Origin of the sequence: Streptomyces sp. NPDC088766, from assembly GCF_044750845.1 — a bacterium.
Classification (GTDB): Bacteria; Actinomycetota; Actinomycetes; order Streptomycetales; family Streptomycetaceae; genus Streptomyces.
In genome coordinates this window covers 160,652-182,330 of sequence record NZ_JBIVKQ010000012.1, presented here as the reverse complement: position 1 = coordinate 182,330, position 21,679 = coordinate 160,652, and the positions used below count along the sequence as shown (strand labels likewise).

Below are 21,679 nucleotides of genomic sequence, written 5' to 3'. Positions count from 1 at the left end.
CGATGCGGCTGGGGACATCGTCACGCCGGGGGTGCGTCCCGACAACCGTTTGGACCGGGGTCACCCGAAAGAGGGAAGTAGGCGCAACCCGCGGGGACGCCCTTGCGCTCCGGTTCCGTCGATGCATCAGACGTCGGCCCGGGCCCTCAGCCCCGCCCCGACACTCCCGCCGGGTCGTCCAGCACCGCCCGCACCACGGAGTGCGCCGCGCCGAGCAGCGGGCCCTCCGGGCCCAGCAGGGAGACGGACACCGGCCAGGGCGGGCCGGCCGTGCGGCGGGCGAGCTCGGACTCCAGGGACGGCAGCAGCCAGGGTGCCAGTCCGGCGAGGGCCCCGCCGAGCACGACGGCCTCCGGGTCCAGCAGGTTGAGGGCTCCGGTGAGGGCGACGCCCAGCGCCGTGCCCGCCTCGCGCAGTGCCCCGCGTACCTGCTCGTCGCCGTCCGCCGCGCGTCGGGCCAGCAGTCCGACGCGGTCCTCGCCCGGTTCCAGGCCGGCCGCGCGCAGGACCGCCTCCTCACCGGCGTACTGCTCCAGGCAGCCACGGCCGCCGCACACGCAGTCCGGCCCGTCGGGATGGACCGGAACGTGCCCGAGTTCGCCCGCGAAACCGCGGGTCCCGCGCAGCAGGCTGCCGTCGACGACGAGTGCGGCACCGATGCCGATCTCCGCCGAGACGTGCAGGAAGTCCCGCGGGGTGTCCGCGCCGAGCCAGAGTTCCGCGAGGCCGCCGAAGTTGGCCTCGTTGTCCACGGTCAGCGGGAACCCGCCGGGCAGCAGGGCGCCGAGATCGACGTCGTGCCAGTCGAGGTTCGGGGCACGGACGACGGTGCGGGCGTCCCGCCCCACCAGCCCGGGGACGGCCACCGCGAGCCCCGCCGGCCACAGCCCCTCCCGTTCACCGTCGGCCACGACCCGCCGCACGAGCGCGGTGAGTTCCCGGAGCACCGGTTCGGGGGCACGGCCCCGGTTCGTGCCGTGCCGCACGGCACGCGCCCGCACCTCGCCGCGCAGGTCGACGGCGCAGACCGCGAGGTGGTCCACGCCGATCTCCGCGCCGATCCCCGCCGGGCCGCGCCCGCTGATCGCGAGTGCCGACCCCGGCCGGCCCACCCTGCCGGGCCGCTCGGGGCCCAGTTCCTCGATCAGGCCGGTGCGTATGAGTTCGTCGACGAGCGTCGAGACCGCCGCACGGGTCAGACCGATGTGTGCGGCGACCGCCGCCCGTGACAGCGGCCCCTCGGCACTGACGGCGTGCATCACCCGGGCGAGGTTGCGGCGGCGCATGCCCTGCTGGGTGTCGGGCAGCGTTCGCCCGGGGCCGGTCGGGCGGGCCTCGTGCGGCGGTGCGCTCATGCCTGCGTCGATCCTCAGTGGGTGTCCGTGCCCCGCTCCAGCAGCGGGGACGCGTCGGAGAGTACCCCGGCGATCCTGGCCAGGGCCGCCTCGTCCCGCTCCACGGCGTCGAGGACCGGGCCCCGCGCGGTGTTCCAGCGCCGGGCGACGGCGGCCGGGTCCTCGCCGGTCAGCAGGCCGGCCGCCTGTGCCGCGGCACCCAGCGCGACGAGTTCCCTGGCGTCCGGGATCTGCACGGGCCGCCCGGACAGCCGGCGCACGGTCTGCTGCCAGGCCGTGCCGCGGGCGCCGCCGCCGATCAGCAGCAGCGGGGCGGAGCGGTCCGCGTCCTCGTCGAGGACCAGGTCCAGCGCGCCGAGCAGGGAGTGCACGGCACCGTCGTAGGCGGCCTGGAGCAGCTGGCCGGCGGTGGTGTCGTGGCGCAGGCCGTGCAGCAGACCGGAGGCGTTCGGCAGGTTCGGGGTGCGCTCGCCGTCCAGGTAGGGCAGGAGCGTGAGGCCGGCGGCGGGCTCGACGGCCTCACGGTCGAGGCCGAGCAGGGTGGCGACGCGGTCGACGGCGAGGGTGCAGTTCAGCGTGCACGCCAGCGGGAGCCAGTCGCCGTGCGCGTCGGCGAAGCCGGCCACCGTGCCCGTCGGGTCGGTGGGGCGCCGCTTCGACACCGCGTACACCGTGCCCGAGGTGCCGAGGCTCAGCACCGGGCTGCCGGGGCGCAGTCCGAGGCCGAGCGCGGCCGCCGCGTTGTCGCCGGTGCCCGCGGCGACCAGGGTGCCCTTGGAGAACGGCAGGTCGTGACTGTCCCGCACGGTGCCCGCCACCTCGCCGGGCCGCACCACGCGCGGCAGCAGTGCCGGGTCGAGACCGACATGGGCCAGGATCTCGTCGTCGTACGCCTCGGTCGCGGACGCCCACCAGCCGGTGCCGGAGGCGTCGCCGCGGTCGGTCGTGCCCTCGCCCGTGAGCCGTCCGGTGAGGTAGTCGTGGGGGAGACGGACGGCCTTGGTCGCGCGCAGGGCGTCGGGCTCGTGCTCGGCGAGCCATGCCCACTTCGTGACCGTGAAGGAGGCGGCCGGCACCAGGCCGGTGCGCTCCGCCCAGAACTTCGCACCGCCCAGCTCCTCCGTGAGCCTGCGGGCCTGCGGGGCCGAGCGCACGTCGTTCCACAGCAGCGCCGGGCGCACCGGTTCGCCGCGCTCGTCCAGTGTCACGAGCCCGTGCTGCTGCCCGCCGATGGACACGGCAGCCGCTTCGCGCGCCGCGTCACCGCACTGGCGCAGGGCCTCCTGCAGGGCGTCCCACCACTGGCGCGGGTCGCTCTCCCGGCCGGCCCCGGAGGTCACCGTGTGCGGTGCCTGGCCGCTCGCGACGACCTGGCCGGTGGCCGCGTCGACGACCAGCACCTTGGTGGACTGGGTGGACGTGTCCACGCCGACGACGAGCGGACCCTCGGCTGCTGACATCGGGATCTCCCTAACTTTTTCCGCGGCTCCGCGGGATCTGACTTCCCAGAGATGCTTCCGCATACTAATTTGTAAACGGCCATGACGAAATAGTCTGCAAGCAAGGAGCCGCGGCAATGAGCTACCAGCCCACCCCCGAGGACAAGTTCACTTTCGGTCTGTGGACCGTCGGCTGGCAGGGACGCGACCCGTTCGGTGACGCCACGCGGCGTGCCCTGGACCCGGTCGAGACGGTGCAGCGCCTGGCCGAGCTGGGCGCGCACGGCGTGACCTTCCACGACGACGACCTGATCCCCTTCGGGTCCTCCGACAGCGAGCGCGAGGAGCACATCAAGCGCTTCCGCCAGGCCCTGGACACCACCGGCATGAAGGTGCCGATGGCCACCACCAACCTCTTCACGCACCCGGTCTTCAAGGACGGCGCGTTCACCGCGAACGACCGCGACGTACGCCGCTACGCGCTGCGCAAGACGATCCGCAACATCGACCTGGCCGCCGAGCTGGGTGCGAAGACCTACGTCGCCTGGGGCGGGCGTGAGGGCGCGGAGTCCGGCGCCGCCAAGGACGTGCGCGTGGCCCTGGACCGGATGAAGGAGGCCTTCGACCTCCTCGGCGAGTACGTCGTCGAGCAGGGCTACGACCTGCGCTTCGCCATCGAGCCCAAGCCGAACGAGCCGCGCGGCGACATCCTGCTGCCCACCGTCGGGCACGCGCTGGCGTTCATCGAGCGCCTGGAGCGCCCCGAGCTGTACGGCGTCAACCCCGAGGTCGGTCACGAGCAGATGGCTGGCCTGAACTTCCCGCACGGCATCGCCCAGGCGCTGTGGGCGGGCAAGCTCTTCCACATCGACCTCAACGGCCAGTCCGGCATCAAGTACGACCAGGACCTGCGCTTCGGCGCCGGTGACCTGCGCTCGGCGTTCTGGCTGGTCGACCTGCTGGAGAGCGCCGGCTACGAGGGCCCCAGGCACTTCGACTTCAAGCCCCCGCGCACCGAGGACCTCGACGGCGTGTGGGCGTCGGCCGCGGGCTGCATGCGCAACTACCTGATCCTCAAGGAGCGTGCGGCCGCGTTCCGCGACGACCCCGAGGTCCAGCAGGCCCTGCGCGACTCCCGCCTCGACCAGCTGGCCCAGCCCACCGCCGCCGACGGCCTGCGGGCCCTGCTCGCCGACCGTGCGGCATTCGAGGACTTCGACGCCGACGCGGCCGCCGCCCGCGGCATGGCCTTCGAGCGCCTCGACCAGCTCGCCATGGACCACCTGCTCGGCGCCCGCGGCTGACGGCACGCGCGCGTGGGTGCGTCCGGACCCTTCCGGTGCCCTCACGCGCGCCGCTCGCCACGTACGCGCGTGTGCTGATCACGATGCACGCGGGTGTGCGGCTCACCGCGCACGCGGGTGTGCGTGCGGCTCACCGCGCACGCGGGTGTGCAGTCGGGACGTACTCGCGTGTGTGCCGTCGAGCACGTCGAGTCGGGGGCTTTCGTGGGGAGTGCGCCGTAATGATGCCGTCCATGGCATGAGTCGGTATCGACTTCCGTCCAGGGGCCGCGCGTCGGCGCGTCCACCGCGCCCCTGGACGCCATGGCCTTGCCGCCCGTACCGCCCAAGCCGCCCGGCCCGCCGGGTGACACGCCGCCTCCGGGCGGCTTCGGACCGCCTTCCCCGGGCTTCGGCCCCGATCACGGCGAGGGAGGCGGCGACCGGCCGCCGTCCCAGCCCCCCGGCCCGGCGTCACCGGCCGGCTGTCACAACCCCCTCGGCAGGCGCACGTACGTCACCTTCGTCTCGATGCCGCTGTCGACCAGCCGGCCCTGGGCGTCGAACGCGCCCGCCCCGTCCGTCATGCCGAAGTCGTTGTCGTTGATCAGGGCGAGCGTGTCGCGGTTCACGAGCGCGACGCCCTCGATCTTGCCGGGTACTCCGGCGACCGTGCCGAGGTCGACGACCAGACGCTTGGAGAGCACCGGGACGCCCGCGGCCGCCGGGTCCGCCAGCTGTTCCAGTGACGGCGACGTCGCCCCGTCGTCCCAGCGGCCGCCCAGGACGTCCGCCTTGCGGTCCAGCCGCACCAGGTGCAGGCGGGCGGCCTTGTCGGTCCGTTCCTCGACCAGCAGCCGGTCACCGCCCACCGCGACGACCGAGGAGATCTTGAGTTCGGAGGTGTCGTCCTCGCTCGGGTCGACCACCGCCACCGGGTCGAAGCGGTACGCGTACTCGGCGGTGACAGCCTTCTTCTTCGGCGAGAAGCGCAGCAGACGCACCGTGCGCGAGGCCTCGCCGGCGTCCTTGTCCGGCAGCGACAGCGGGCTCTGCATCGCCAGCACGAGGTCACCGCCCGGCAACTGTGCGAGCCCCTCGAATCCGCGGTTGATCTTGCGGTGCAGCAGCACCCCGGGCAGCGCCTCCACCACCGGATGATCGGCGCCCCTCAGGTTCAGGCCCTCGGGCACGTAGCGGGTGAGGACCTTCCCGCGCGCGGAGACGTGGACGAGCGAGGGCCCGTACTCGTCGACGAGCCAGAAGCTGCCGTCCGCCGCCGGCACGACGCCCTCGGTGTCCAGCCCGTTCGGATCGAACGGCAGCGGCGTCCCCGCATCGTAGGAGTACGGTGCCTCGTCGCGTTCCGCCTGGTTCGGCAGGCCCGTCACGGGCCTGCCGGACGAGGTGGTGAGCGGGATGGATTGAAGCACCCTCACCGTGTCCCCGGACACCTTGATCCGGACGATCGCCGGATCGAAACCGGGCACGGGGAACGTCCGGCGCTTCGTGCCGTCCACCTTGATCTGGCCGTTGGGACCGCGGTCGGTGACCGTCCAGTACTCGCCCTTGCGGCCCGCCGGGTGGATGTCGCTGCCGATGCCGCCGAGGTCCACGCCCCGGTCCTCGGCGACGGTGCCCGGCAGAAGCGCGTTGCTGAACGTCCCGAGCGGGATGTCGCCGAGCGTTGCCGTCGAGATGACGTGCGCCTCCCCGGACCGCGTGTGGGCGGACGCCGGGCCGGCGGTGGCGAGGGCGGCCAGCACGGCGAGCGGTACGACCGCCGCGACGGAACGGTGGACCGCGCGTCGGCCGGTGGCATGCGGGGACATCGAGCCTCCTGAGGAGCATCTGTGGTGACAGCGGACAGAATCGGTTCGCCCGCGGAACACCGTGCGACGCCCCGGTGAACGCGTGCCGTCGGCCGACCGTCGGCCCTGCCCGCCCGTCTCCACCGGAGCGGTTCCCGCCTCAGGAAGGGCCTTCAGGAAGGCCCTTCAGGAAGGTCATTCCTCCCCGTCGGACCGGACGGCGGCCAGGGCCGTCGCCGGATCCCGGGCCGCGTCCCCGGCCGGCACCCAGCGTCCGCGCTCCTTGCGATACGGCCACCAGCGGCCGTCCCGCCCCAGACGCAGCTGACCGGCCGACCCGACCACCGTCCACCGGTTGCCCCGCGCCCGCAGCTTTGGCCGCTCGTCCTCTGCCCAGGCGGCGTCCAGGGCGGCACGCGCGCGTGCGAGAGCCTCCCCCTCGACGGTCCACTCCTCCTCGAGCACCGCCAGGGCTGCCCGGCCCCCGATGCGCCAGGCCCGGACGGCCCGCTCCAGCTGCTCCCCGCCGCGCCCGGAACCGGCGGCGAGCCGGTCCGACACGGGGCGCGGCGTCCCGGCGTCCCGGGGACCGTCTGCCGCCAGCCGCACCGCGTCCTCACCGACCGTCAGCGCTCCGGCCGCAGGACGCCGTTCCGTCCCGCTGCGCAGCGCCTCCGCGAGCAGGGCACGGGCCCGTACGGCCGTGCGGGCGGCCAAGAGCTCCAGGGCGGCCGGCTCCACCTCCCCGGTGGGCGGAACCTCGGTGTCCAACGAGGGCGGCACGCCGGGCTGTTCGGGCAGCTCGGGAACGGCGGGCAACGCAGGCAGGACATGCCCGGCGAGGTACGCCTCCAGCGCGTCCACGCCCTCCTGCGGGGCGGGCGCGGTCCCGGCCGGTGCCGCGGTGGTGCCGCGGGCCTGGAGGTCGGCGAGGAGGGCCCGTTCGGCGCCGCCGCGCAGAAGCAGCAGGACGAACGGATCCTCGTCGAGCAGCCGCGCCACCTGGTAGCACAGGGCCGCCGTATGGCCGCAGTGGTCCCACGCGCCGCAGCCGCATTCCGCCTCCAGGTCGCCCGGTCCCGGCAGCAGGTCGACACCCGCAGTCCCCGCGTCCTCGACCAGATGCGGCGGCAGCTCACCGTCGAGCAGCGCCGCCACGTGTCCGGCCCGTTCCACGGCCAGGTCCAGGAACCGGTCCCACTGGCCGTCCGTCAGGACGTCGAACAGCACATCTGCCCGGTGCCCCGTGCCGTCACGGTCCTTGACGACGGCCGTGACCCGCCCCGGCCGTACCGACACGGCGCCCACCGCTCCCGCGCGCGCGAGTTTGCGGCCCGTCCGCACCTGCTCCCCGTCCAGCGCCCCGTCCTCCAGGGCGGCCAGCCACGCCCGCCCCCACCACGACTGTGCGAAACCCCTGCCCCGCGCGGGAGGCAGCGTCTGAAAAGTACGTTCCCGCTCGCTGTCGTACGAGTTCACCGCGTTCCCCCTCGCAGTTCCACCAGCTCGGCCAGTTCGGCGTCCGACAGCTCCGTGAATCCCGCCTCTCCGGAGCCGAGCACGGCGTCGGCGAGTTTGCGCTTGCGGCGCAGCATCCCGGCGATGCGGTCCTCGACCGTGCCCTCCGCGATCAGCCGGTGCACCTGCACCGGCCGGGTCTGTCCGATGCGGTGGGCCCGGTCGGTGGCCTGCGCCTCGACGGCCGGGTTCCACCAGCGGTCGTAGTGCACGACGTGCTCCGCGCGGGTCAGGTTGAGTCCGGTTCCGGCCGCCTTGAGCGACAACAGGAACACGGGCACCTCGCCGTCCTGGAAGCGCGCCACCATGGCCTCGCGCTCCGCGACGGGCGTGCCGCCGTGCAGGAACCGGGTCGGCACGCCCCGCGCGGCCAGATGGCGTTCGAGAAGCCGTGCCATGCGCACGTACTGCGTGAACACCAGGACGCTCGCCCCCTCGGCGAGGATCGTGTCGAGCAGCTCGTCCAGCAGTTCGAGCTTCCCGGAGCGCCCGGCGGTCCTCGGCCGTTCCTCCTTGAGGTATTGCGCCGGGTGGTTGCAGATCTGCTTGAGGCCGGTCAGGAGCTTCACGACCAGCCCGCGCCGTGCCATGTCGTCCGCCTCGGCGATCGCCGTGAGCGTCTCGCGCACCACGGCTTCGTACAGGCCCGCCTGTTCCCTGGTCAGGGACACCGGGCGATCGGTCTCGGTCTTGGGCGGCAGCTCGGGCGCGATGCCCGGGTCCGACTTGCGGCGGCGCAGCAGGAACGGGGTCACGAGCCGGGCGAGCCGCTCGGCCGCGGCCGGGTCGCCGCCTTCCTCGACCGCCCGGGCGTACCGGGTGCGGAACGTGCCCAGCCGGCCCAGCAGCCCGGGGGTCGTCCAGTCCAGGATCGCCCACAGCTCCGACAGGTTGTTCTCGACCGGCGTGCCCGTGAGTGCCACACGCGCGCGTGCCCCGATCGTGCGCAGCGCTCGCGCGGTCTCCGCGTACGGGTTCTTCACGTGCTGCGCCTCGTCCGCCACCACCAGCCCCCAGGACACCTCGCCCAGCCGGCCCGCGTCCACGCGCAGGGTGCCGTAGGTGGTGAGGACGAACTCCCCGTCGGCCAGGTCCGCGAGCTCGCGGCGCGGCCCGTGGAAGCGGCGCACGGGTGTGCCGGGGGCGAACTTCTCGATCTCCCGCTGCCAGTTGCCCAGGAGGGACGTCGGGCAGACCACCAGGGTGGGACCGGCGGCCGAGGGATCGGTCCGGCGGTGCAGGTGGAGGGCGATCAGCGTGACGGTCTTGCCGAGACCCATGTCGTCGGCCAGGCAGCAGCCGATCCCCAGGGACGTGTTCCTGGCCAGCCAGCCGAGGCCACGTCGTTGGTAGTCGCGCAGCGTCGCGTGGAGTGCGGCCGGCTGTTCCACCGGTTCCTCGTCCTGCGGGCGCGTCAGACGCTCCCGCAGGACCGCGAGCCACCCCGTGGGCCGGACCTCGACGCGACGGCCGTCGACCTCCGTGGAGCCCGTCAGAGCGGCGGCGAGCGCGTCGATCGGGGTCACCTTGCGGTCCCGACGGGCGTGAGCGCGACGCACTTCCCCGGGGTCGATCAGCACCCACTGGTCGCGCAGCCGCACGAGCGGCCGGTTCGCCTCGGCGAGGCGGTCCAGTTCGTCGCTGGTGAGGCGCTGGTCGCCGAGCGCGAACCACCAGCTGAGGGTGAGGAGCGCGTCCGCGGACGGGAACGACGGTGTGTCTGGTGTGCCCGAGGCGGCCCGGTCCGGTCCGGTGACGTCGTCGGGCGGGCCCACCACCGTGCGGGTGGTGAGCGTGCGGGCCAGTTGCCTGGGCCAGTGCACCTCGACTCCCGCCGTGGCCAGCGCCCGTGATCCTTCTCCCAGGAGTTCCGAGATCTCCTCGTCGACCAGATCGACGGCGTCCGGGACGGCCGCCGACAGCAGGGGCGTGAGCGCGGGCCACGCGCGGGCGGCACGGCGCAGGGCGAGGAGCGCGTCCCTCCGCGCGTGGGGGCCGAACGCAGGACGGCCGGCACCGGAGCCCTGCCAGATCTCGGCGGCGTCCGCGACGAGCGCGGGATCGCTCACGCTGTGCACCTGCGGCACGGCGCGGAAGGACGGTGCCGCTTCCTCGGCACCCGAGGCGAGCCCGGAGATCTCGATCCGCAGCGAGACCCGCACCCCGGCGTCGTGGCCGGCCGCCACGTCGGCGGCCCAGGCCCGCAGCTGCGGCACGTGCAGGGGCGCCGGCGCCGCGTAGGCCGGTCCGCCCGTCAGGAGCGGCGCGGCGGGGGAACGGGGGAGAGCGTCCGCGACCGCGTCCAGGAAGGCCCGCAACAGCCGTTCCTGGTCCGGCAGCCGCAGGGGCGGGACGTGGTCCAGCGGTAGGGCGTGTGCCTCGGGAGGCATGGCGGCGGCCAGTCGGCGCACCCGCTCGACGTCGTCCGGCCCCAGGGGGCCCGCGCGCCAGGCGTCGTGATCGTCCGAGGAGAGCCCGGGTAGCAGCAGCCCGCGCGCGGTGAACTCGAGGGCCGTCAGAGCCGCCGCGCCCCAGAAGGCGACCGCCCGGTGCGCCTCGCGAACGGCACGCGCGCGGGTGAGGACGGGCAGGGCCTCGTGCACCGGCAGCAGTACGGCCGGCACGCGGACCAGTGCCACGCCCGCACCGGAGGGCCGGACGACGGACAGGTCCTCCAGCGAGCCCGGCCCGGCGACGGGCGGGGCCTCGCCGTCGTGCTGCCAGAAGGCGAAGCGGCCGGTGCGTGCGGGGACGCCGGGCACGAACACGGCTGGCCGACGCGCCAGTTCCACGATCTCGGACGGTGTTCCCGCGGAAACCCACTGCACGGAGATACCCACTCCTCAAATTTGACTACTGGCGTCGGCGGCCGAGGGTACAGCACTCCGCCACCGAACGCGTGCCACCGCCGGAAGGGGACTTCCGGGAGGACTCCCGGAAGGGGACTCCCGGGAGGTGCCCGGCCGAGAGATCTCAGGGGCGTCTCGGGGTGGACGTCAGGGACGTCTCAGGGCTGATGCTGGAACCGGGCGCCGCGCAGAGCCGTTCTCACACCAGAGAGCGGCAGTGGCCGCGAAGGAGGCGACGCACATGTCGAAGAACGCGAAGATCGCCGCAGGGGGTGTGGCCGTAGGGCTCCTGCTGCTGATCTGGCTGCCCTGGTGGGCGGCTCTGCTGATCGTGCTGGGAGTTCCGGCCGTGGCGTACCTCACGCTGGATCCCTCGCAGCGGCGCAGGCTGCGCCGGGTCACGCGCAAGGAGATCGGCCGCTGATCCGCGGGGGCCGCGTCGCGGCCCCCGCCGTCCGGTATGCGTGCGGGCTCAGCTGGGCCGTACGGCCATCTTGTCGAGCGCCTCGAGCAGGCCGGGCAGTTCGGGCCCCCGTCCGACCGGCAGCACCTCGCCCGGTTCGTCGTCGAGCAGGACGAAGGCGATGTCGTCGGTGCGGGCCACCAGAGACCAGCCGGGACCGTCCGCGCGCAGTGTGCGCGCGTCACCCGGAGCGAACGAGGAGCGCACGCGTCCCAGCGGAGGCGGTGTCTCCATGTAGGCGCGGACCTCCGCGAGGACACGCCGGACACCGCCGTGCCCCGCCGGGGTGTTCCTGCCGCCCTCTTCCCCGCCATCGGCCGGCTCGGCCGCCTCCGCCCCTTCCGGTGCGGGCGCGAACTCGGCGTCGTCGATCTGCTCTCGCCACAGCGCCCACTGGAGCGCGATCTCGTCGGCTCCCAGCCGCCGCTGCGCGGGGCCCCAGGCGGTCGTGTCCGGCGGGCGCAGGGCGGGGCCGTCCGCCGCCTCCAGCTCGGGGTCGTGAGGCGCCGGCACGCCGGGCGCCGCGACGGCCACCGCCAGGGGCCAACCGGGCAGGGCGGCGACCACCGTCCGCTCGTCGGGCGACAGGTCGTACTCCATGCCGCAGTCCCACGACGCGATGGCGACGGCCACCAGCGACACGTCGTCGATGACGACCGTCCACCGGGCGCCCTCACCGTCCTGGCCCAGCACCAGGCCGTAGCCGTCGGCGAGCGGCGCGAGGCCGAGCGCCGCGCAGGCCTCCGGGTAGTCGTCGCCCAGCACACTCGGGAACTTCGCCGGCGTCAGCAGCACCGCCGTGAGCACGTAGAGCGCATCGTCCGCGGCGGCGACGGCGTCCTCTTCCGTCCCTGCCATCCCAGCCTCCCCATCGGTTCGTCCATCGGCGCGCACCCTAGTGCGGCGAGAAGGCGCTTGTCACGACTCCCCGACCCGCCCGGAGCTGCAGTTTTCCGACCGGACGGGGGCGAATCGCCCTCTGGCCGCCGACAGTGTCACGCCGACGGCAGCCCCAGAAGAGCCCGTGCCACCGTCCGCGGGGACTCGTCGCGCTCACGCGCGAGCGCGATCACCGCCCGGCACGCCAGTTCGTTGACCCCGAAGGACAGTGCCTCCGGGGACACCCAGCCCGCCGCCTCCTCGATCCCGTCCTGATCGTCCTCCGCGCACGCCGCCACGTACGCGGCGGCCGCCTCGAACAGGTTGGGCGCGCGCTTCGTGCCGGACCCCCGCGGATCCCCGGCGGAACGCGACTCGCCCGGACGCGGCCGCCCGCGCGTGGCGCCGAGGAACCGCCCCCAGATCCTGCGGACCGAGTCGAACATCGCCGACCGCCTTCCCCTTGGCTGGTTGTGCCGACCGAGTGTTCACCGGCTGTCACTCAAAGTAGAGTCGAAGTTCCGGCGGCAGAAGGGGGACGGAGCGGTGAAGCGCTACGAGCGGCTCGGACGGATCCGGCGCATGGACCCCGTGACGCAGGCCTCCGAGATCTACCGGCTGACCGTCGCCCACGAGTTCCCCTGGGACGTCACCCGAGCCCTGGAACTCGCCCTCTACCGCACCTACGCGGTGCCGAGCATCGGCCGTCTGCTCGCCCGCACGGCGGAACTCACGGAGCACTCGCAGAAACGCTACGACGACACCGCGCTGCTCCTCGACGCCGTCGTCGAGCACGGATTCGACAGCGAAGAGGGCCGAACGGCCGTCCGCCGCATCAACCGCATGCACCGCAGCTACGACATCAGCAACGACGACATGCGGTACGTGCTCTGCACCTTCGTCGTCGTGCCCAAACGCTGGATCGACGCCTACGGATGGCGCAGGCTGTCCCGCCACGAGATCGTCGCCTCCACCGTCCACTACCGCACCCTGGGACACCGGATGGGCATCAAGGACATCCCCTCGTCCTACGAGGAGTTCGAGGCCTGCCTCGACGCCTACGAGGAGGCCCACTTCGCCTGGGACGAGAACGCGCGGGCGGTCTCGGACGCCACCCTCGACCTGATGGCCTCCTGGTACCCGAGGCCGCTCGCCCCCGTGCTGCGCACCGCCACCCTCGCCCTGCTGGACGAACCGCTCCTGCGGGCCTTCCGGTACACCTCGCCCGCCCCCGCCACGCGCGCGCTGGTCCGTCGGGCCGTACGCGCGCGCGGACGTGCCGTCCGGCTCCTCCCGCCGCGCCGCGCACCGCACTTCGCGCGCCAGAACCGGGAGATCAGGAGTTACCCGGACGGCTACCGCCTCGAGCAGTTGGGCACCCGGCCGACGCCCGGACTGCGGGGCTGCCCCGTACGGCACGGTGACGGCTCAGCCGTCCAGTGACTTCAGGGTTTCGCGCAACCACGTGAGCTCGGCCCGCGAGGTCGCTCGCGCGACGGTCAGTACCCCCTGCCGGAACGGGTCGTCCAACTCCTCCGCGCACAGAGCCCGTTCGCCGTCGTAGTCGTAGAAGAAGCTCGCGGGCTCCTCGAGGAAGGCCAGCCGGCGACGCGGCACCGCTGCCTGGGCCGGGCGTCGTCCAGGTGCCGCAGGAAGGCGAGCTCCGTGAACCACCGGTTCTCGTCGGTGATGTCCCGCTGGTCGGGCTCGGCGAGCCGACGGCGCAGCTCGAGTCGTCCCTCGCGAGTGAGGCTCAGAACGTGCCGGGGAGCGGCCACGGCGCCCGGCTCCGTGGCGCGCACCAGCAACCCCGCTCTCTCCAGGCGCTTGACCGCCGGACACGAGGTGCTCCCGGCCACGGGCCGCACAGGGCCGGTCAGCGCCGAGATGTGCTCGCGCGGTTCGTAGCCGTGCAGCGGGGCGTCGTACAGGAAGCCGAGTCCTCGCCCACCGCCGGCCCGGCCTGGTCGCACGGCTGGTCCTCACCGAAGCCGACCTCGACGCCTTCCCGCCCGTGACCGCGGGCAGCAGCGGCATCGCCTCCTGGACGGAGGCATCGCCGTCCTGGACGGAGGGCGAGTTCGTCCACAGCGGCCACGCGCGCGTGCTGGACGGAGTCGGACCGCTGTGGGCGGCGACCGCGCGGTTGGCCGACCCGCGCGGCCTGCACCGCACCGCCGTCGGCCTGCGACGAGGATCCCGGCCGGTCATGCGGGAGATCCTCATGGGGCTCGACAAGGTCGAGCACGTCTATCTGCAAGGCGAGTCGAGCAGTCCGCTCGATGGTGCCGACGCCCTGAGCGCGGCGGGCGCACGGGTCGAGACCGTGCCGGCCGCCGGGCACAACGTCATGTTCGACGACCCCGACGCCTTCGTGAAGGCGGTCGCCGGAGACGGGTGAGCCTCAGTCCTCGCGCACGGCCAGTGCCAGGAACCGGGCGTCCTCGTCGACGTACGACGTCATGCGCCACCCCGAGCCCGCGAGCAGCGGCCGCAGGTTCGGCTCGGCGCGCAGGTCGTCCGGGGTGATACCGCGGCCCTGGCGTGCCGCGAGGGCCGCCCTGCCGATCGGATGGAAGAGGGCCAGCGCGCCGCCGGGACGGACCGCCCGCGCCAGTTCGCGCAGGTTCCGCGAAGGGTCGGGCAGGTGGGCGACGAGACCTGCGGCGAACACCGCGTCGAGCGAACCGGAGCGCAGGGGGAGCGCGGTGACATCGGCGAGCAGCAGTCGCCCGGCACGGTCGCGTCCGGCCCGCACGGCGGCTTCCAGCATCGCCGGGGTCAGATCCACCCCGACGACGACCCCGGAGGGTCCCACGGCGTCGCGCAGCGGTGGCAGGGCCCGTCCGGTGCCACAGCCCGCGTCGAGCACACGGCCGCCCTCGCGCAGACCGAGTTCCGTGACCGCGGCCGCGTAGACGGGGGCGTCGTCGGGGAACCGGCTGTCCCAGTCCGCCGCGCGCGGAGTGAAGAACTCCTGGACGTGTGTGTGGTCGTCGCTCATGTTCCGCATGATCCCTCACCGGCACGGAGGACGTCTCTGTGCACACGCTCGAGCGCGAGGCGATGCCCCGGCGCATTTTCGTGTCATGTTGCGGAAGCCCTCGAAATGCGCCCCCCTGAGCTTCCGTGCCCCGACCGGCGTCCCCGAGCCGTGGGACACCTGGACCACGCCGCCTTCGGCCGGCTGACCTCCGTGCTGTCGTACGCGATGGCCTGCATCGGCGCCGCCCCCGGGCTGCGCTGCAGCGTCCGTGCGCTGGGCGCGACCGGGCGCTCGCGCCGCAACCGGCTCGTCACGGCGGCCTCGGCGATCGGCACCGGCATCTGGACCGTGCACTTCGTGGCCGTGCTCGGGTTCGGCGTCGGCGGGACCGGCATCCGCTACGACGTTCCCCTCACCGTCGCGCTGCGGGCCGCCGTGGAGCGCGCCGAACTCGCCGCCGGTCTCGCCTCCGGCGCCTCCACCGGCCTCGGCCGTGCGGACGCCGAACACCTCGCCACCGTCGCCTCCGGCTTCCACAGCCTCGCCGAAGGCGCCGGCCGGCACTTCGGCGCCGGCGGCGTACGCCAGACCGTGGTGGAGATGGACGACGTCTTCCCGTTCGCCGCCGCGCTGACGGTTCCTGCCCGGCCGTCCTCACCGTCGTGACCACCGACATCGGCCTGGTGGAGTACGAGACGGCGAGGCTGGTCAAGGGGGTCGGAGAGCACCTCCGCACGGCGCCGCGCGGGTCCGCGTGACCGCCCACCGCCCGATGAGGCGAGAGGTGAGCCGCGCGGATGAACGAGGAGAGGACATGACGGCCGTCGCCCCGCACGAACAGGGGAGCCAGTGGTACGACACCGAGGCCGGGCCCCTGGTCCGCCCGTACGCCATGACGGGTGGACGCACGCAACCCGGTCCCACCGGGGGTGCGCTTCGACCTCATCGCCCTGGTCGCCCTGGACCGCGCCGTACCGGGTGCCGACGGCACGGGGCTCGGGCTGCAACACCGCGTCCTCGTCCACTTGTGCCGCACGGAGAGCCGGTCCGTCGCGGAACTCGCGGCGGACTCGGACCTGCCCGTGGGCGTGGTCCGGGTGCTCCTCGGTGACCTGCTGGAACTCGGCCGTGTCACCGCCAGCCGCCCGGTATTGCCCGCACGACTGCCCGACCAGCGGATCCTCCGCGAGGCCGTGGAGGGACTGCGGGCCCTGTGGCGGGACGGCGGGACCGGCCCGGAAGCGGACGGAACCGCCCCGAACCGAATCGGGCACGTCCTCGGACAGCGAAGCGACATGAGGCGGTCGCATCGCGCAGACAGCGGTCGAACCAGCCGCCGACGGGACGCCGTTGCCATGATGCTGCCTTCGTGACCCACGCGCCGCAGCGCGCGGCCCGCCCGCCGTAGCGCTGGAACCCCGAACCGACGTCGACCGAACGCGACCGCGACTCGGGGAAGCGCGACTCGGGGAAGGCTGTGCTGATCCGGCTCGTCGAGTAGGCCGGGCGGATGCACACCGCCCGGCTCCTCGACTCCGTGAGCTGGAGGAGGCCCCCCTCGCGTCAGTCCGCCACGGCCTTCTGCGCCAGGACCTTCTCGATCCCGACGCGGACCACCAGTTCGCCCGGGACGCCGTTGCGGGCGCCGAACGCCTCGGCCCGGTCCTCTCCCATGTACCGCGCCGCGATACGGGTCGCCCACAGCCGCACCTGGTCGAGGTCCTCCGAGATCCGGGCGCGACCCTGCAGCACCACGAAGTCGAACGGCGGCCGGTCGTCGTCCACGCACAGGGCGACCCGGCCGTCCCGCGCCAGATTGCGCCCCTTCACCGTCTCCTTACCGGTGTTGAACACCACCTCGTCCCCGTCGAGCAGGAACCAGACGGGTGCCACGTGCGGGCTTCCGTCGGCCCGTACCGTCGACAGTTTTGCGGTGCGGGTGCCCTGCGAGACGAACGCCCGCCATTCCTCGTCGGTCATCTTCTGTGCCATGCCCCCATCCTCCTTGTCCGGCGGCCGGAGGTGGGGAAGGCTGGCGGACGGACCTGCCGGCCAGGCGGGAACACCACACGGGGAAACATCACGGGGAGACGGACCATGGCACAGAAGCAGAGCCTGGGATGGCTGCTGGACGACCTGACCGAGCGCGTCGAACAAGTGCACCACGCGCTGGTCCTGTCCAACGACGGGCTGGTGGCGGGCGCGAGCACGGGACTGCGCAGGGAGGACGCCGAGCACCTCGCCGCCGTCTCGTCCGGACTGCACAGCCTCGCCAAGGGATCCGGCCGTCACTTCGGTGTCGGCCGGGTGCGCCAGACGATGGTCGAGTTCGACGACGCGGTGCTGTTCGTCACGGCCGCCGGCAGCGGCAGTTGTCTCTGCGTGCTCAGCGCGGCCGAGGCCGACATGGGACAGATCGCCTACGAGATGGCCCTGCTCGTCAACCGTGTCGGAGAGCACCTCACCGTCGACGCACGCCGACCCGACAGCGACCCCCACCCATAGCTCTGACCTGCGTGTTCGCCATCCCCTGTGGACTTATCCACAGGCCGCCAAGAGTTTCGCGAATGCGGCTACGGTTTTTCCCGAGGCCACCGCGGACGGCGCGGGGCCCTTCACTCCACGGGGGAGACCGGCCATGTCAGGCAACACCGTCGCGTCACCGCACGCCCTGTCCTGCACCTACAGCCGCGCGGCACGGGAACTGGGCCTCAAGCGCAGCCAGTTCGATCTCGCCGTGCACCTCGGACGCATCAGGACCGTGCCCGACGACGGAGGCGGGGGCCGACGGGTGACCCGCGGCGAGATCGACCGCCTGCGCGCGGCGCCCGGCTTCCCCGACGCCCTGACCAGGAGCGTCGAGGCCGTCGGCACCACCGAGGCGGCGGCCGTCGTGGGAGTGCCTCCGAGCCGGTTCACCCGCCTGGCGAGGATGGGGCTCCTGGTGCCCGTGACGTTCTGTCTGAATCGCTACCGCGCCGTCGTATGGCTCTATCTCGCCGATGAGCTGCGGCAGTTCGCCACCGACAAGGACAATGCGACCCTGCTGACGGGGCGCGCGCCCGAGGGGATGCGGGACCGGTTGGCCGCCGGAGTGGACCTACGGGCCCGGAACTGGCGCGGACGGCACCTCGGATCCCTGCTGCGGCAGGCCGAGGGTCCCTGGCAGCGGGCCGGCGCCGTGGCCGCCTTCCTGGACCCGGCACAGATCGCCGACATCGCCAGGGACCCCTATGAACGCTCCCACCTGAACCGCTTCCGGCCCGGACCGCCGACGTACAGCGCCCCGGGTTCACCGGCAGCGCAGCTGGCGGAGAGGATCATGACGGCGGCCGACCCCGACGAGATCGCCTGGCTGCGCTCCGACCTGGCGCACGCCCTCGAACAGGCCCGCGCACACCGACCGGCACCACGACCCACCGTGGAGCCCGCCCCGCCACGGCCGACCGGAAAACGGGAGCCGGCCCCGCGGACCGGGCGGCCCAGGACCGGACTCCTGGGCCGGCTGCTCCGCAGAAGCGTCCGAGGCACCGGGGCCTACAGCTTCCGGAACAGGCCCTCCTGCACGACGGACACCAGCAGCCGCCCCTGAAGGTCGTAGATCCGCCCGCGGGCCAGACCGCGACCCCCGATCGCGACGGGCGACTCCTGGTCGTAGAGGAACCACTCGTCCGCGCGGAACGGCCGGTGGAACCACATCGCGTGGTCCAGGGACGCCATGTCGAAGTTCCGGGGCCCCCACAGCGGTTCGACCGGAAGACGCACGGCGTCCAGGAGAGTCATGTCGCTGGCGTACGTCAGGGCGCAGGTGTGCACCAGCGGATCGTCACCCAGCGGACCGACGGCACGCATCCAGACCGCACTGCGCGGCTCGGCGTCCTTGATCTCCTCGGAGCTCCAGCGCAGCCGGTCCGCGTACCGGATGTCGAAGGGCTGCCGACGCGCCATCCGCTCCAACTGCTCCGGCAGCGCGCCCAGATGTGCCCGTACCTCATCGGTGACCGTCGGCAGGGACTCCGGATCCGGCACCTCGCGGGCCGGCGGCAGCTGGTGCTCGAAAGGACCTTCCTCGGGCTTGTGAAAGGAGGCGGTGAGATTGAAGATCGTGCGCCCCTGCTGCACCGCGGTGACCCGGCGGGTCGTGAACGACCGCCCGTCCCGTACCCGTTCGACCTGGTACACGATCGGCACCCCCGGCCGGCCCGGCCGCAGGAAGTACGCGTGCAGCGAGTGCACGGGCCGGTCGCCCTCCGTCGTCCGGCCGGCCGCCACCAGCGCCTGGCCGGCGACCTGTCCGCCGAAGACCCGCTGCAGTGACTCCTGCGGGCTGCGGCCGCGAAAGATGTTGACCTCGATCTGCTCGAGGTCCAGCAGGTCCACGAGCCTCTCGGCCGGATTCGTCATGTGTGTGCTTCTCCTGTGCCGCGCCTGCCTCGTCCTGTGCTCACAACTGGCCGACGTCGGTGACGCGGACCACCGCGCGGCCCTCGGCGTCCGACGCCGCGAGGTCGACCTCCGCGCTGATGCCCCAGTCGTGATCGTCGTTCGGATCGTCGAAGATCTGACGGACCCGCCACAGCCCGTGCTGCGGCTCCTCCTTGATGACCAGCAGCTTGGGACCGCGGGCGTCCGGACCGGTACCGAGGTCGTCGTACTCGTCCCAGTACTTGTCCATCGCCTCGCCCCACGCGTCGGCGTCCCAGCCGGACTCACCGTCCATCTCGCCCAACTCGTCGACATGATCGAGGGCGGCGAGTTCGACGCGGCGGAACATCGCGTTGCGGACGAGGACGCGGAAGGCACGCGCGTTGGCGGTGACGGGCTTGACCTCGTCGGCCTTCTCCTGGGCCTCCTCGGCGGTCATCTCCTCCGGATTGGCCAGCTGCTCCCATTCGTCCAGCAGACTGGAGTCGACCTGCCGCACCATCTCGCCGAGCCACTCGATCAGATCCTGCAGGTCCTCCGACTTCAGGTCGTCCGGGACCGTGTGATCGAGCGCCTTGTAGGCGCTCGCCAGGTAGCGCAGCACGATGCCCTCGGTGCGGGCCAGCTCGTAGTGCGACACCAGCTCGGTGAACGACATCGCCCGCTCGTACATGTCACGGATCACCGACTTCGGCGACAGCGGATGGTCACCCACCCACGGGTGACTCCTGCGGTACGTGTCGTACGCGTGGAACAGCAGCTCCTCCAGCGGCTTCGGGTACGTGATGTCCTGGAGACGCTCCATGCGTTCCTCGTACTCCACGCCGTCCGACTTCATCGCGGCGACCGCCTCGCCGCGCGCCTTGTTCTGCTGGGCCGCGAGGATCTGCCGCGGATCGTCCAGAGTGGACTCCACGACGGAGACCATGTCGAGCGCGTACGACGGCGACTCCGGGTCCAGCAGCTCGAACGCGGCCAGTGCGAAGGTGGACAGCGGCTGGTTCAGCGCGAAGTCCTGCTGAAGGTCCACCGTCAGGCGGACGACGCGGCCCGTGGCGTCCGGCTCGTCGAGCTTCTCCACGATCCCGCCGTCCAGCAGCGAACGGTAGATCGCGATCGCGCGCCGGATGTGCCGCAGCTGCTGCTTGCGCGGCTCGTGGTTGTCCTCCAGCAGGTGCCGCATCGCCTCGAAGGCGTTGCCGGGGCGTGCGATGACCGACAGCAGCATCGTGTGCGTCACCCGGAAGCGGGAGGCCAGCGGTTCCGGTTCGGAGGCGATGAGCTTCTCGAAGGTGCTCTCGGTCCAGCCGACGAAGCCCTCGGGAGCCTTCTTGCGGACCACCTTGCGGCGTTTCTTCGGGTCGTCGCCGGCCTTCGCGAGCGCCTTCTCGTTCTCGACGACGTGCTCGGGCGCCTGCGCGACCACCAGGCCCGCCGTGTCGAAGCCGGCCCGGCCGGCCCGGCCCGCGATCTGGTGGAACTCACGGGCCCGCAGCGTGCGGACACGGCTGCCGTCGTACTTCGTCAGCGCCGTGAACAGCACGGTGCGGATCGGCACGTTGACGCCGACGCCGAGCGTGTCCGTCCCGCAGATCACCTTCAGCAGGCCGGCCTGGGCGAGCTTCTCCACGAGTCGCCGGTACTTGGGGAGCATGCCGGCATGGTGCACGCCGATGCCGTGCCGTACGTAACGCGAGAGGTTGCGGCCGAACTTGGTGGTGAAACGGAAGTTCCCGATCAGCTCGGCGATCCGCTCCTTCTCCTCGCGCGAGCACATGTTGATGCTCATCAGCGCCTGCGCCCGCTCCACCGCCTGCGCCTGGGTGAAGTGCACGATGTACACGGGAGCCTGCTTCGTCTCCAGCAGCTCGGTGAGCGTCTCCGTGAGCGGCGTGAAGCGGTACTCGTAGGACAGCGGTACGGGGCGGGTCGCCGAGCGGACCACCGCGGTGGGCCGGCCGGTGCGCCGGGCGAGGTCCTTCTCGAAGAAGGACACGTCGCCGAGCGTGGCCGACATGAGGATGAACTGGGCCTGGGGCAGTTCCAGGATCGGGATCTGCCAGGCCCAGCCGCGATCGCCCTCCGCGTAGAAGTGGAACTCGTCCATGACGACCTGGCCGACGTCCGCGTGCCTGCCGTCGCGCAGCGCGATCGACGCGAGCACCTCGGCGGTGCAGCAGATGACCGGGGCGTCGGCGTTGACGGACGCGTCACCGGTGAGCATGCCGACGTTCTCCGTGCCGAAGATCTTGCACAGCTCGAAGAACTTCTCCGACACCAGCGCCTTGATCGGAGCGGTGTAGAAGGTGACCTCGTCGCGGGCGAGAGCCGCGAAGTGCGCACCCGCCGCGATCATGCTCTTGCCGGAGCCGGTCGGCGTCGACACGATCACGTTCGCCCCGGAGACCGCCTCGATCAACGCCTCCTCCTGATGGGGGTAGAGCGTCAGACCGCGCTCCTGGGCCCAGGACTCGAAGGCTTCGTACAGGGCGTCGGGATCTGCGGTCGGCGGCAACTGATCGATGAGGGTCACGCCCCCATCTTGCCTGCCCCGGTGCGCAACGGGGGAATCGGATGCGGGACCGAAGATCACGGCAGCTACGCTGTGTCGCCGACGGAGCGTGATCGCACCCGGTCAACTGGACAGCGGTGCAAGAGGAATGGGGCGGGC

17 protein-coding genes and 3 pseudogenes are annotated in these 21,679 nt (G+C 72.7%); 8 read left to right on the top strand and 12 right to left on the bottom strand.

Annotated features, from left to right (window positions below; translation table 11 throughout):
- Positions 1–146: 146 nt before the first annotated feature.
- Positions 147–1,355: an ROK family protein gene (locus tag ACIP5W_RS19020; protein ID WP_401474349.1), complete on the bottom strand. Its 1,209-nt coding sequence runs from the start codon at positions 1,353–1,355 to the stop codon at positions 147–149.
- Positions 1,356–1,369: 14 nt separating this feature from the next.
- Positions 1,370–2,815: a xylulokinase gene (gene xylB / locus ACIP5W_RS19015; RefSeq protein ID WP_401474346.1), complete on the bottom strand. Its 1,446-nt coding sequence runs from the start codon at positions 2,813–2,815 to the stop codon at positions 1,370–1,372.
- Between the two features lie 116 nt (positions 2,816–2,931).
- Between xylB and xylA the strand changes: the two genes are divergently transcribed.
- A complete protein-coding gene (gene xylA, locus ACIP5W_RS19010) occupies positions 2,932–4,098 on the top strand; it encodes a xylose isomerase (protein ID WP_401474343.1) in 1,167 nt (388 codons plus the stop codon).
- A 467-nt stretch (positions 4,099–4,565) separates the two neighbouring features.
- On the opposite strand, the gene ACIP5W_RS19005 is transcribed toward xylA, so the two are convergent.
- The 3 genes from ACIP5W_RS19005 to ACIP5W_RS18995 all read right to left on the bottom strand — a co-directional run bounded on the left by ACIP5W_RS19005 (position 4,566) and on the right by ACIP5W_RS18995 (position 10,234).
- Entirely contained in the window at positions 4,566–5,909 is a 1,344-nt protein-coding gene (locus ACIP5W_RS19005) for an esterase-like activity of phytase family protein (protein ID WP_401474340.1), read from the bottom strand.
- A 174-nt stretch (positions 5,910–6,083) separates the two neighbouring features.
- Positions 6,084–7,367 carry an SWF or SNF family helicase gene (locus tag ACIP5W_RS19000; protein WP_401474337.1) on the bottom strand — a complete coding sequence of 428 codons (1,284 nt, stop codon included), beginning with the start codon at positions 7,365–7,367 and terminating at the stop codon, positions 6,084–6,086.
- Positions 7,364–10,234: a DEAD/DEAH box helicase gene (locus ACIP5W_RS18995; protein WP_401474334.1), complete on the bottom strand. Its 2,871-nt coding sequence runs from the start codon at positions 10,232–10,234 to the stop codon at positions 7,364–7,366. The genes ACIP5W_RS19000 and ACIP5W_RS18995 overlap by 4 nt, the downstream gene beginning before the upstream one ends.
- A gap of 262 nt (positions 10,235–10,496) precedes the next feature.
- Here ACIP5W_RS18995 and ACIP5W_RS18990 point away from each other — a divergent pair, with 262 nt between their 5' ends.
- The gene (locus ACIP5W_RS18990) at positions 10,497–10,679 is read left to right on the top strand and encodes a hypothetical protein (protein ID WP_398101679.1); all 183 of its coding nucleotides are present in this window, start codon (positions 10,497–10,499) and stop codon (positions 10,677–10,679) included.
- A 48-nt stretch (positions 10,680–10,727) separates the two neighbouring features.
- On the opposite strand, the gene ACIP5W_RS18985 is transcribed toward ACIP5W_RS18990, so the two are convergent.
- Together ACIP5W_RS18985 and ACIP5W_RS18980 are read right to left on the bottom strand one after the other, a co-directional pair.
- The gene (locus ACIP5W_RS18985; RefSeq protein ID WP_401474331.1) at positions 10,728–11,576 is read right to left on the bottom strand and encodes a hypothetical protein; all 849 of its coding nucleotides are present in this window, start codon (positions 11,574–11,576) and stop codon (positions 10,728–10,730) included.
- A 137-nt stretch (positions 11,577–11,713) separates the two neighbouring features.
- The gene (locus tag ACIP5W_RS18980) at positions 11,714–12,043 is read right to left on the bottom strand and encodes a hypothetical protein (protein WP_401474328.1); all 330 of its coding nucleotides are present in this window, start codon (positions 12,041–12,043) and stop codon (positions 11,714–11,716) included.
- Between the two features lie 100 nt (positions 12,044–12,143).
- Between ACIP5W_RS18980 and ACIP5W_RS18975 the strand changes: the two genes are divergently transcribed.
- A complete protein-coding gene (locus tag ACIP5W_RS18975; RefSeq protein ID WP_401474325.1) occupies positions 12,144–13,040 on the top strand; it encodes an oxygenase MpaB family protein in 897 nt (298 codons plus the stop codon).
- On the opposite strand, the pseudogene ACIP5W_RS18970 reads toward ACIP5W_RS18975, so the two are convergent.
- Positions 13,026–13,570 (bottom strand): annotated as a pseudogene (locus tag ACIP5W_RS18970) (helix-turn-helix transcriptional regulator). The gene ACIP5W_RS18975 and the pseudogene ACIP5W_RS18970 sit on opposite strands and share 15 nt — an antisense overlap.
- Here ACIP5W_RS18970 and ACIP5W_RS18965 point away from each other — a divergent pair.
- A pseudogene (locus ACIP5W_RS18965) lies at positions 13,537–13,998 on the top strand (alpha/beta fold hydrolase); the annotation flags it as partial. The pseudogenes ACIP5W_RS18970 and ACIP5W_RS18965 sit on opposite strands and share 34 nt — an antisense overlap.
- Positions 13,999–14,001: 3 nt before the next feature.
- Here the strand turns inward: ACIP5W_RS18965 and ACIP5W_RS18960 are convergent.
- Positions 14,002–14,601 (bottom strand): class I SAM-dependent methyltransferase, encoded by a 600-nt coding sequence (locus ACIP5W_RS18960; protein WP_401474322.1) that lies wholly within the window; start codon positions 14,599–14,601, stop codon positions 14,002–14,004.
- Positions 14,602–14,751: 150 nt separating this feature from the next.
- On the opposite strand from ACIP5W_RS18960, the gene ACIP5W_RS18955 reads away from it, so the two are divergent.
- Entirely contained in the window at positions 14,752–15,249 is a 498-nt protein-coding gene (locus ACIP5W_RS18955) for a roadblock/LC7 domain-containing protein (protein WP_401474319.1), read from the top strand.
- A 148-nt stretch (positions 15,250–15,397) separates the two neighbouring features.
- Positions 15,398–15,797, top strand: a pseudogene (locus tag ACIP5W_RS18950) (DUF742 domain-containing protein); the annotation flags it as partial.
- A 349-nt stretch (positions 15,798–16,146) separates the two neighbouring features.
- On the opposite strand, the gene ACIP5W_RS18945 reads toward ACIP5W_RS18950, so the two are convergent.
- Positions 16,147–16,575 (bottom strand): PPOX class F420-dependent oxidoreductase, encoded by a 429-nt coding sequence (locus ACIP5W_RS18945; protein WP_401474316.1) that lies wholly within the window; start codon positions 16,573–16,575, stop codon positions 16,147–16,149.
- Positions 16,576–16,680: 105 nt separating this feature from the next.
- Between ACIP5W_RS18945 and ACIP5W_RS18940 the strand changes: the two genes are divergently transcribed.
- Together ACIP5W_RS18940 and ACIP5W_RS18935 are read left to right on the top strand one after the other, a co-directional pair.
- A complete protein-coding gene (locus tag ACIP5W_RS18940; RefSeq protein WP_401474313.1) occupies positions 16,681–17,088 on the top strand; it encodes a roadblock/LC7 domain-containing protein in 408 nt (135 codons plus the stop codon).
- Between the two features lie 133 nt (positions 17,089–17,221).
- Positions 17,222–18,175, top strand: a complete 954-nt coding sequence (locus tag ACIP5W_RS18935) for a DUF6397 family protein (protein ID WP_401474310.1) — start codon at positions 17,222–17,224, stop codon at positions 18,173–18,175.
- On the opposite strand, the gene ACIP5W_RS18930 is transcribed toward ACIP5W_RS18935, so the two are convergent.
- Together ACIP5W_RS18930 and ACIP5W_RS18925 are read right to left on the bottom strand one after the other, a co-directional pair.
- Positions 18,121–18,987 (bottom strand): acyl-CoA thioesterase, encoded by an 867-nt coding sequence (locus ACIP5W_RS18930; RefSeq protein WP_401474307.1) that lies wholly within the window; start codon positions 18,985–18,987, stop codon positions 18,121–18,123. The genes ACIP5W_RS18935 and ACIP5W_RS18930 overlap by 55 nt on opposite strands.
- A gap of 40 nt (positions 18,988–19,027) precedes the next feature.
- Complete coding sequence (locus tag ACIP5W_RS18925) at positions 19,028–21,541, bottom strand: DUF3516 domain-containing protein (protein WP_401474304.1); 2,514 nt, start codon at positions 21,539–21,541, stop codon at positions 19,028–19,030.
- Positions 21,542–21,679: the final 138 nt, after the last annotated feature.

Bases quoted from the DNA above. Each gene is read 5' to 3' on its own strand.
- ACIP5W_RS18960 (WP_401474322.1), bottom strand. From the start codon at position 14,601: ATGAGCGACGACCACACACACGTCCAGGAGTTCTTCACTCCGCGCGCG.
- ACIP5W_RS18935 (WP_401474310.1), top strand. From the start codon at position 17,222: ATGTCAGGCAACACCGTCGCGTCACCGCACGCCCTGTCCTGCACCTAC.
- ACIP5W_RS18990 (WP_398101679.1), top strand. From the start codon at position 10,497: ATGTCGAAGAACGCGAAGATCGCCGCAGGGGGTGTGGCCGTAGGGCTC.
- ACIP5W_RS18980 (WP_401474328.1), bottom strand. From the start codon at position 12,043: ATGTTCGACTCGGTCCGCAGGATCTGGGGGCGGTTCCTCGGCGCCACG.
- xylA (WP_401474343.1), top strand. From the start codon at position 2,932: ATGAGCTACCAGCCCACCCCCGAGGACAAGTTCACTTTCGGTCTGTGG.
- ACIP5W_RS19005 (WP_401474340.1), bottom strand. From the start codon at position 5,909: ATGTCCCCGCATGCCACCGGCCGACGCGCGGTCCACCGTTCCGTCGCG.
- ACIP5W_RS18930 (WP_401474307.1), bottom strand. From the start codon at position 18,987: ATGACGAATCCGGCCGAGAGGCTCGTGGACCTGCTGGACCTCGAGCAG.
- ACIP5W_RS19020 (WP_401474349.1), bottom strand. From the start codon at position 1,355: ATGAGCGCACCGCCGCACGAGGCCCGCCCGACCGGCCCCGGGCGAACG.
- xylB (WP_401474346.1), bottom strand. From the start codon at position 2,815: ATGTCAGCAGCCGAGGGTCCGCTCGTCGTCGGCGTGGACACGTCCACC.
- ACIP5W_RS18945 (WP_401474316.1), bottom strand. From the start codon at position 16,575: ATGGCACAGAAGATGACCGACGAGGAATGGCGGGCGTTCGTCTCGCAG.
- ACIP5W_RS18985 (WP_401474331.1), bottom strand. From the start codon at position 11,576: ATGGCAGGGACGGAAGAGGACGCCGTCGCCGCCGCGGACGATGCGCTC.
- ACIP5W_RS18940 (WP_401474313.1), top strand. From the start codon at position 16,681: ATGGCACAGAAGCAGAGCCTGGGATGGCTGCTGGACGACCTGACCGAG.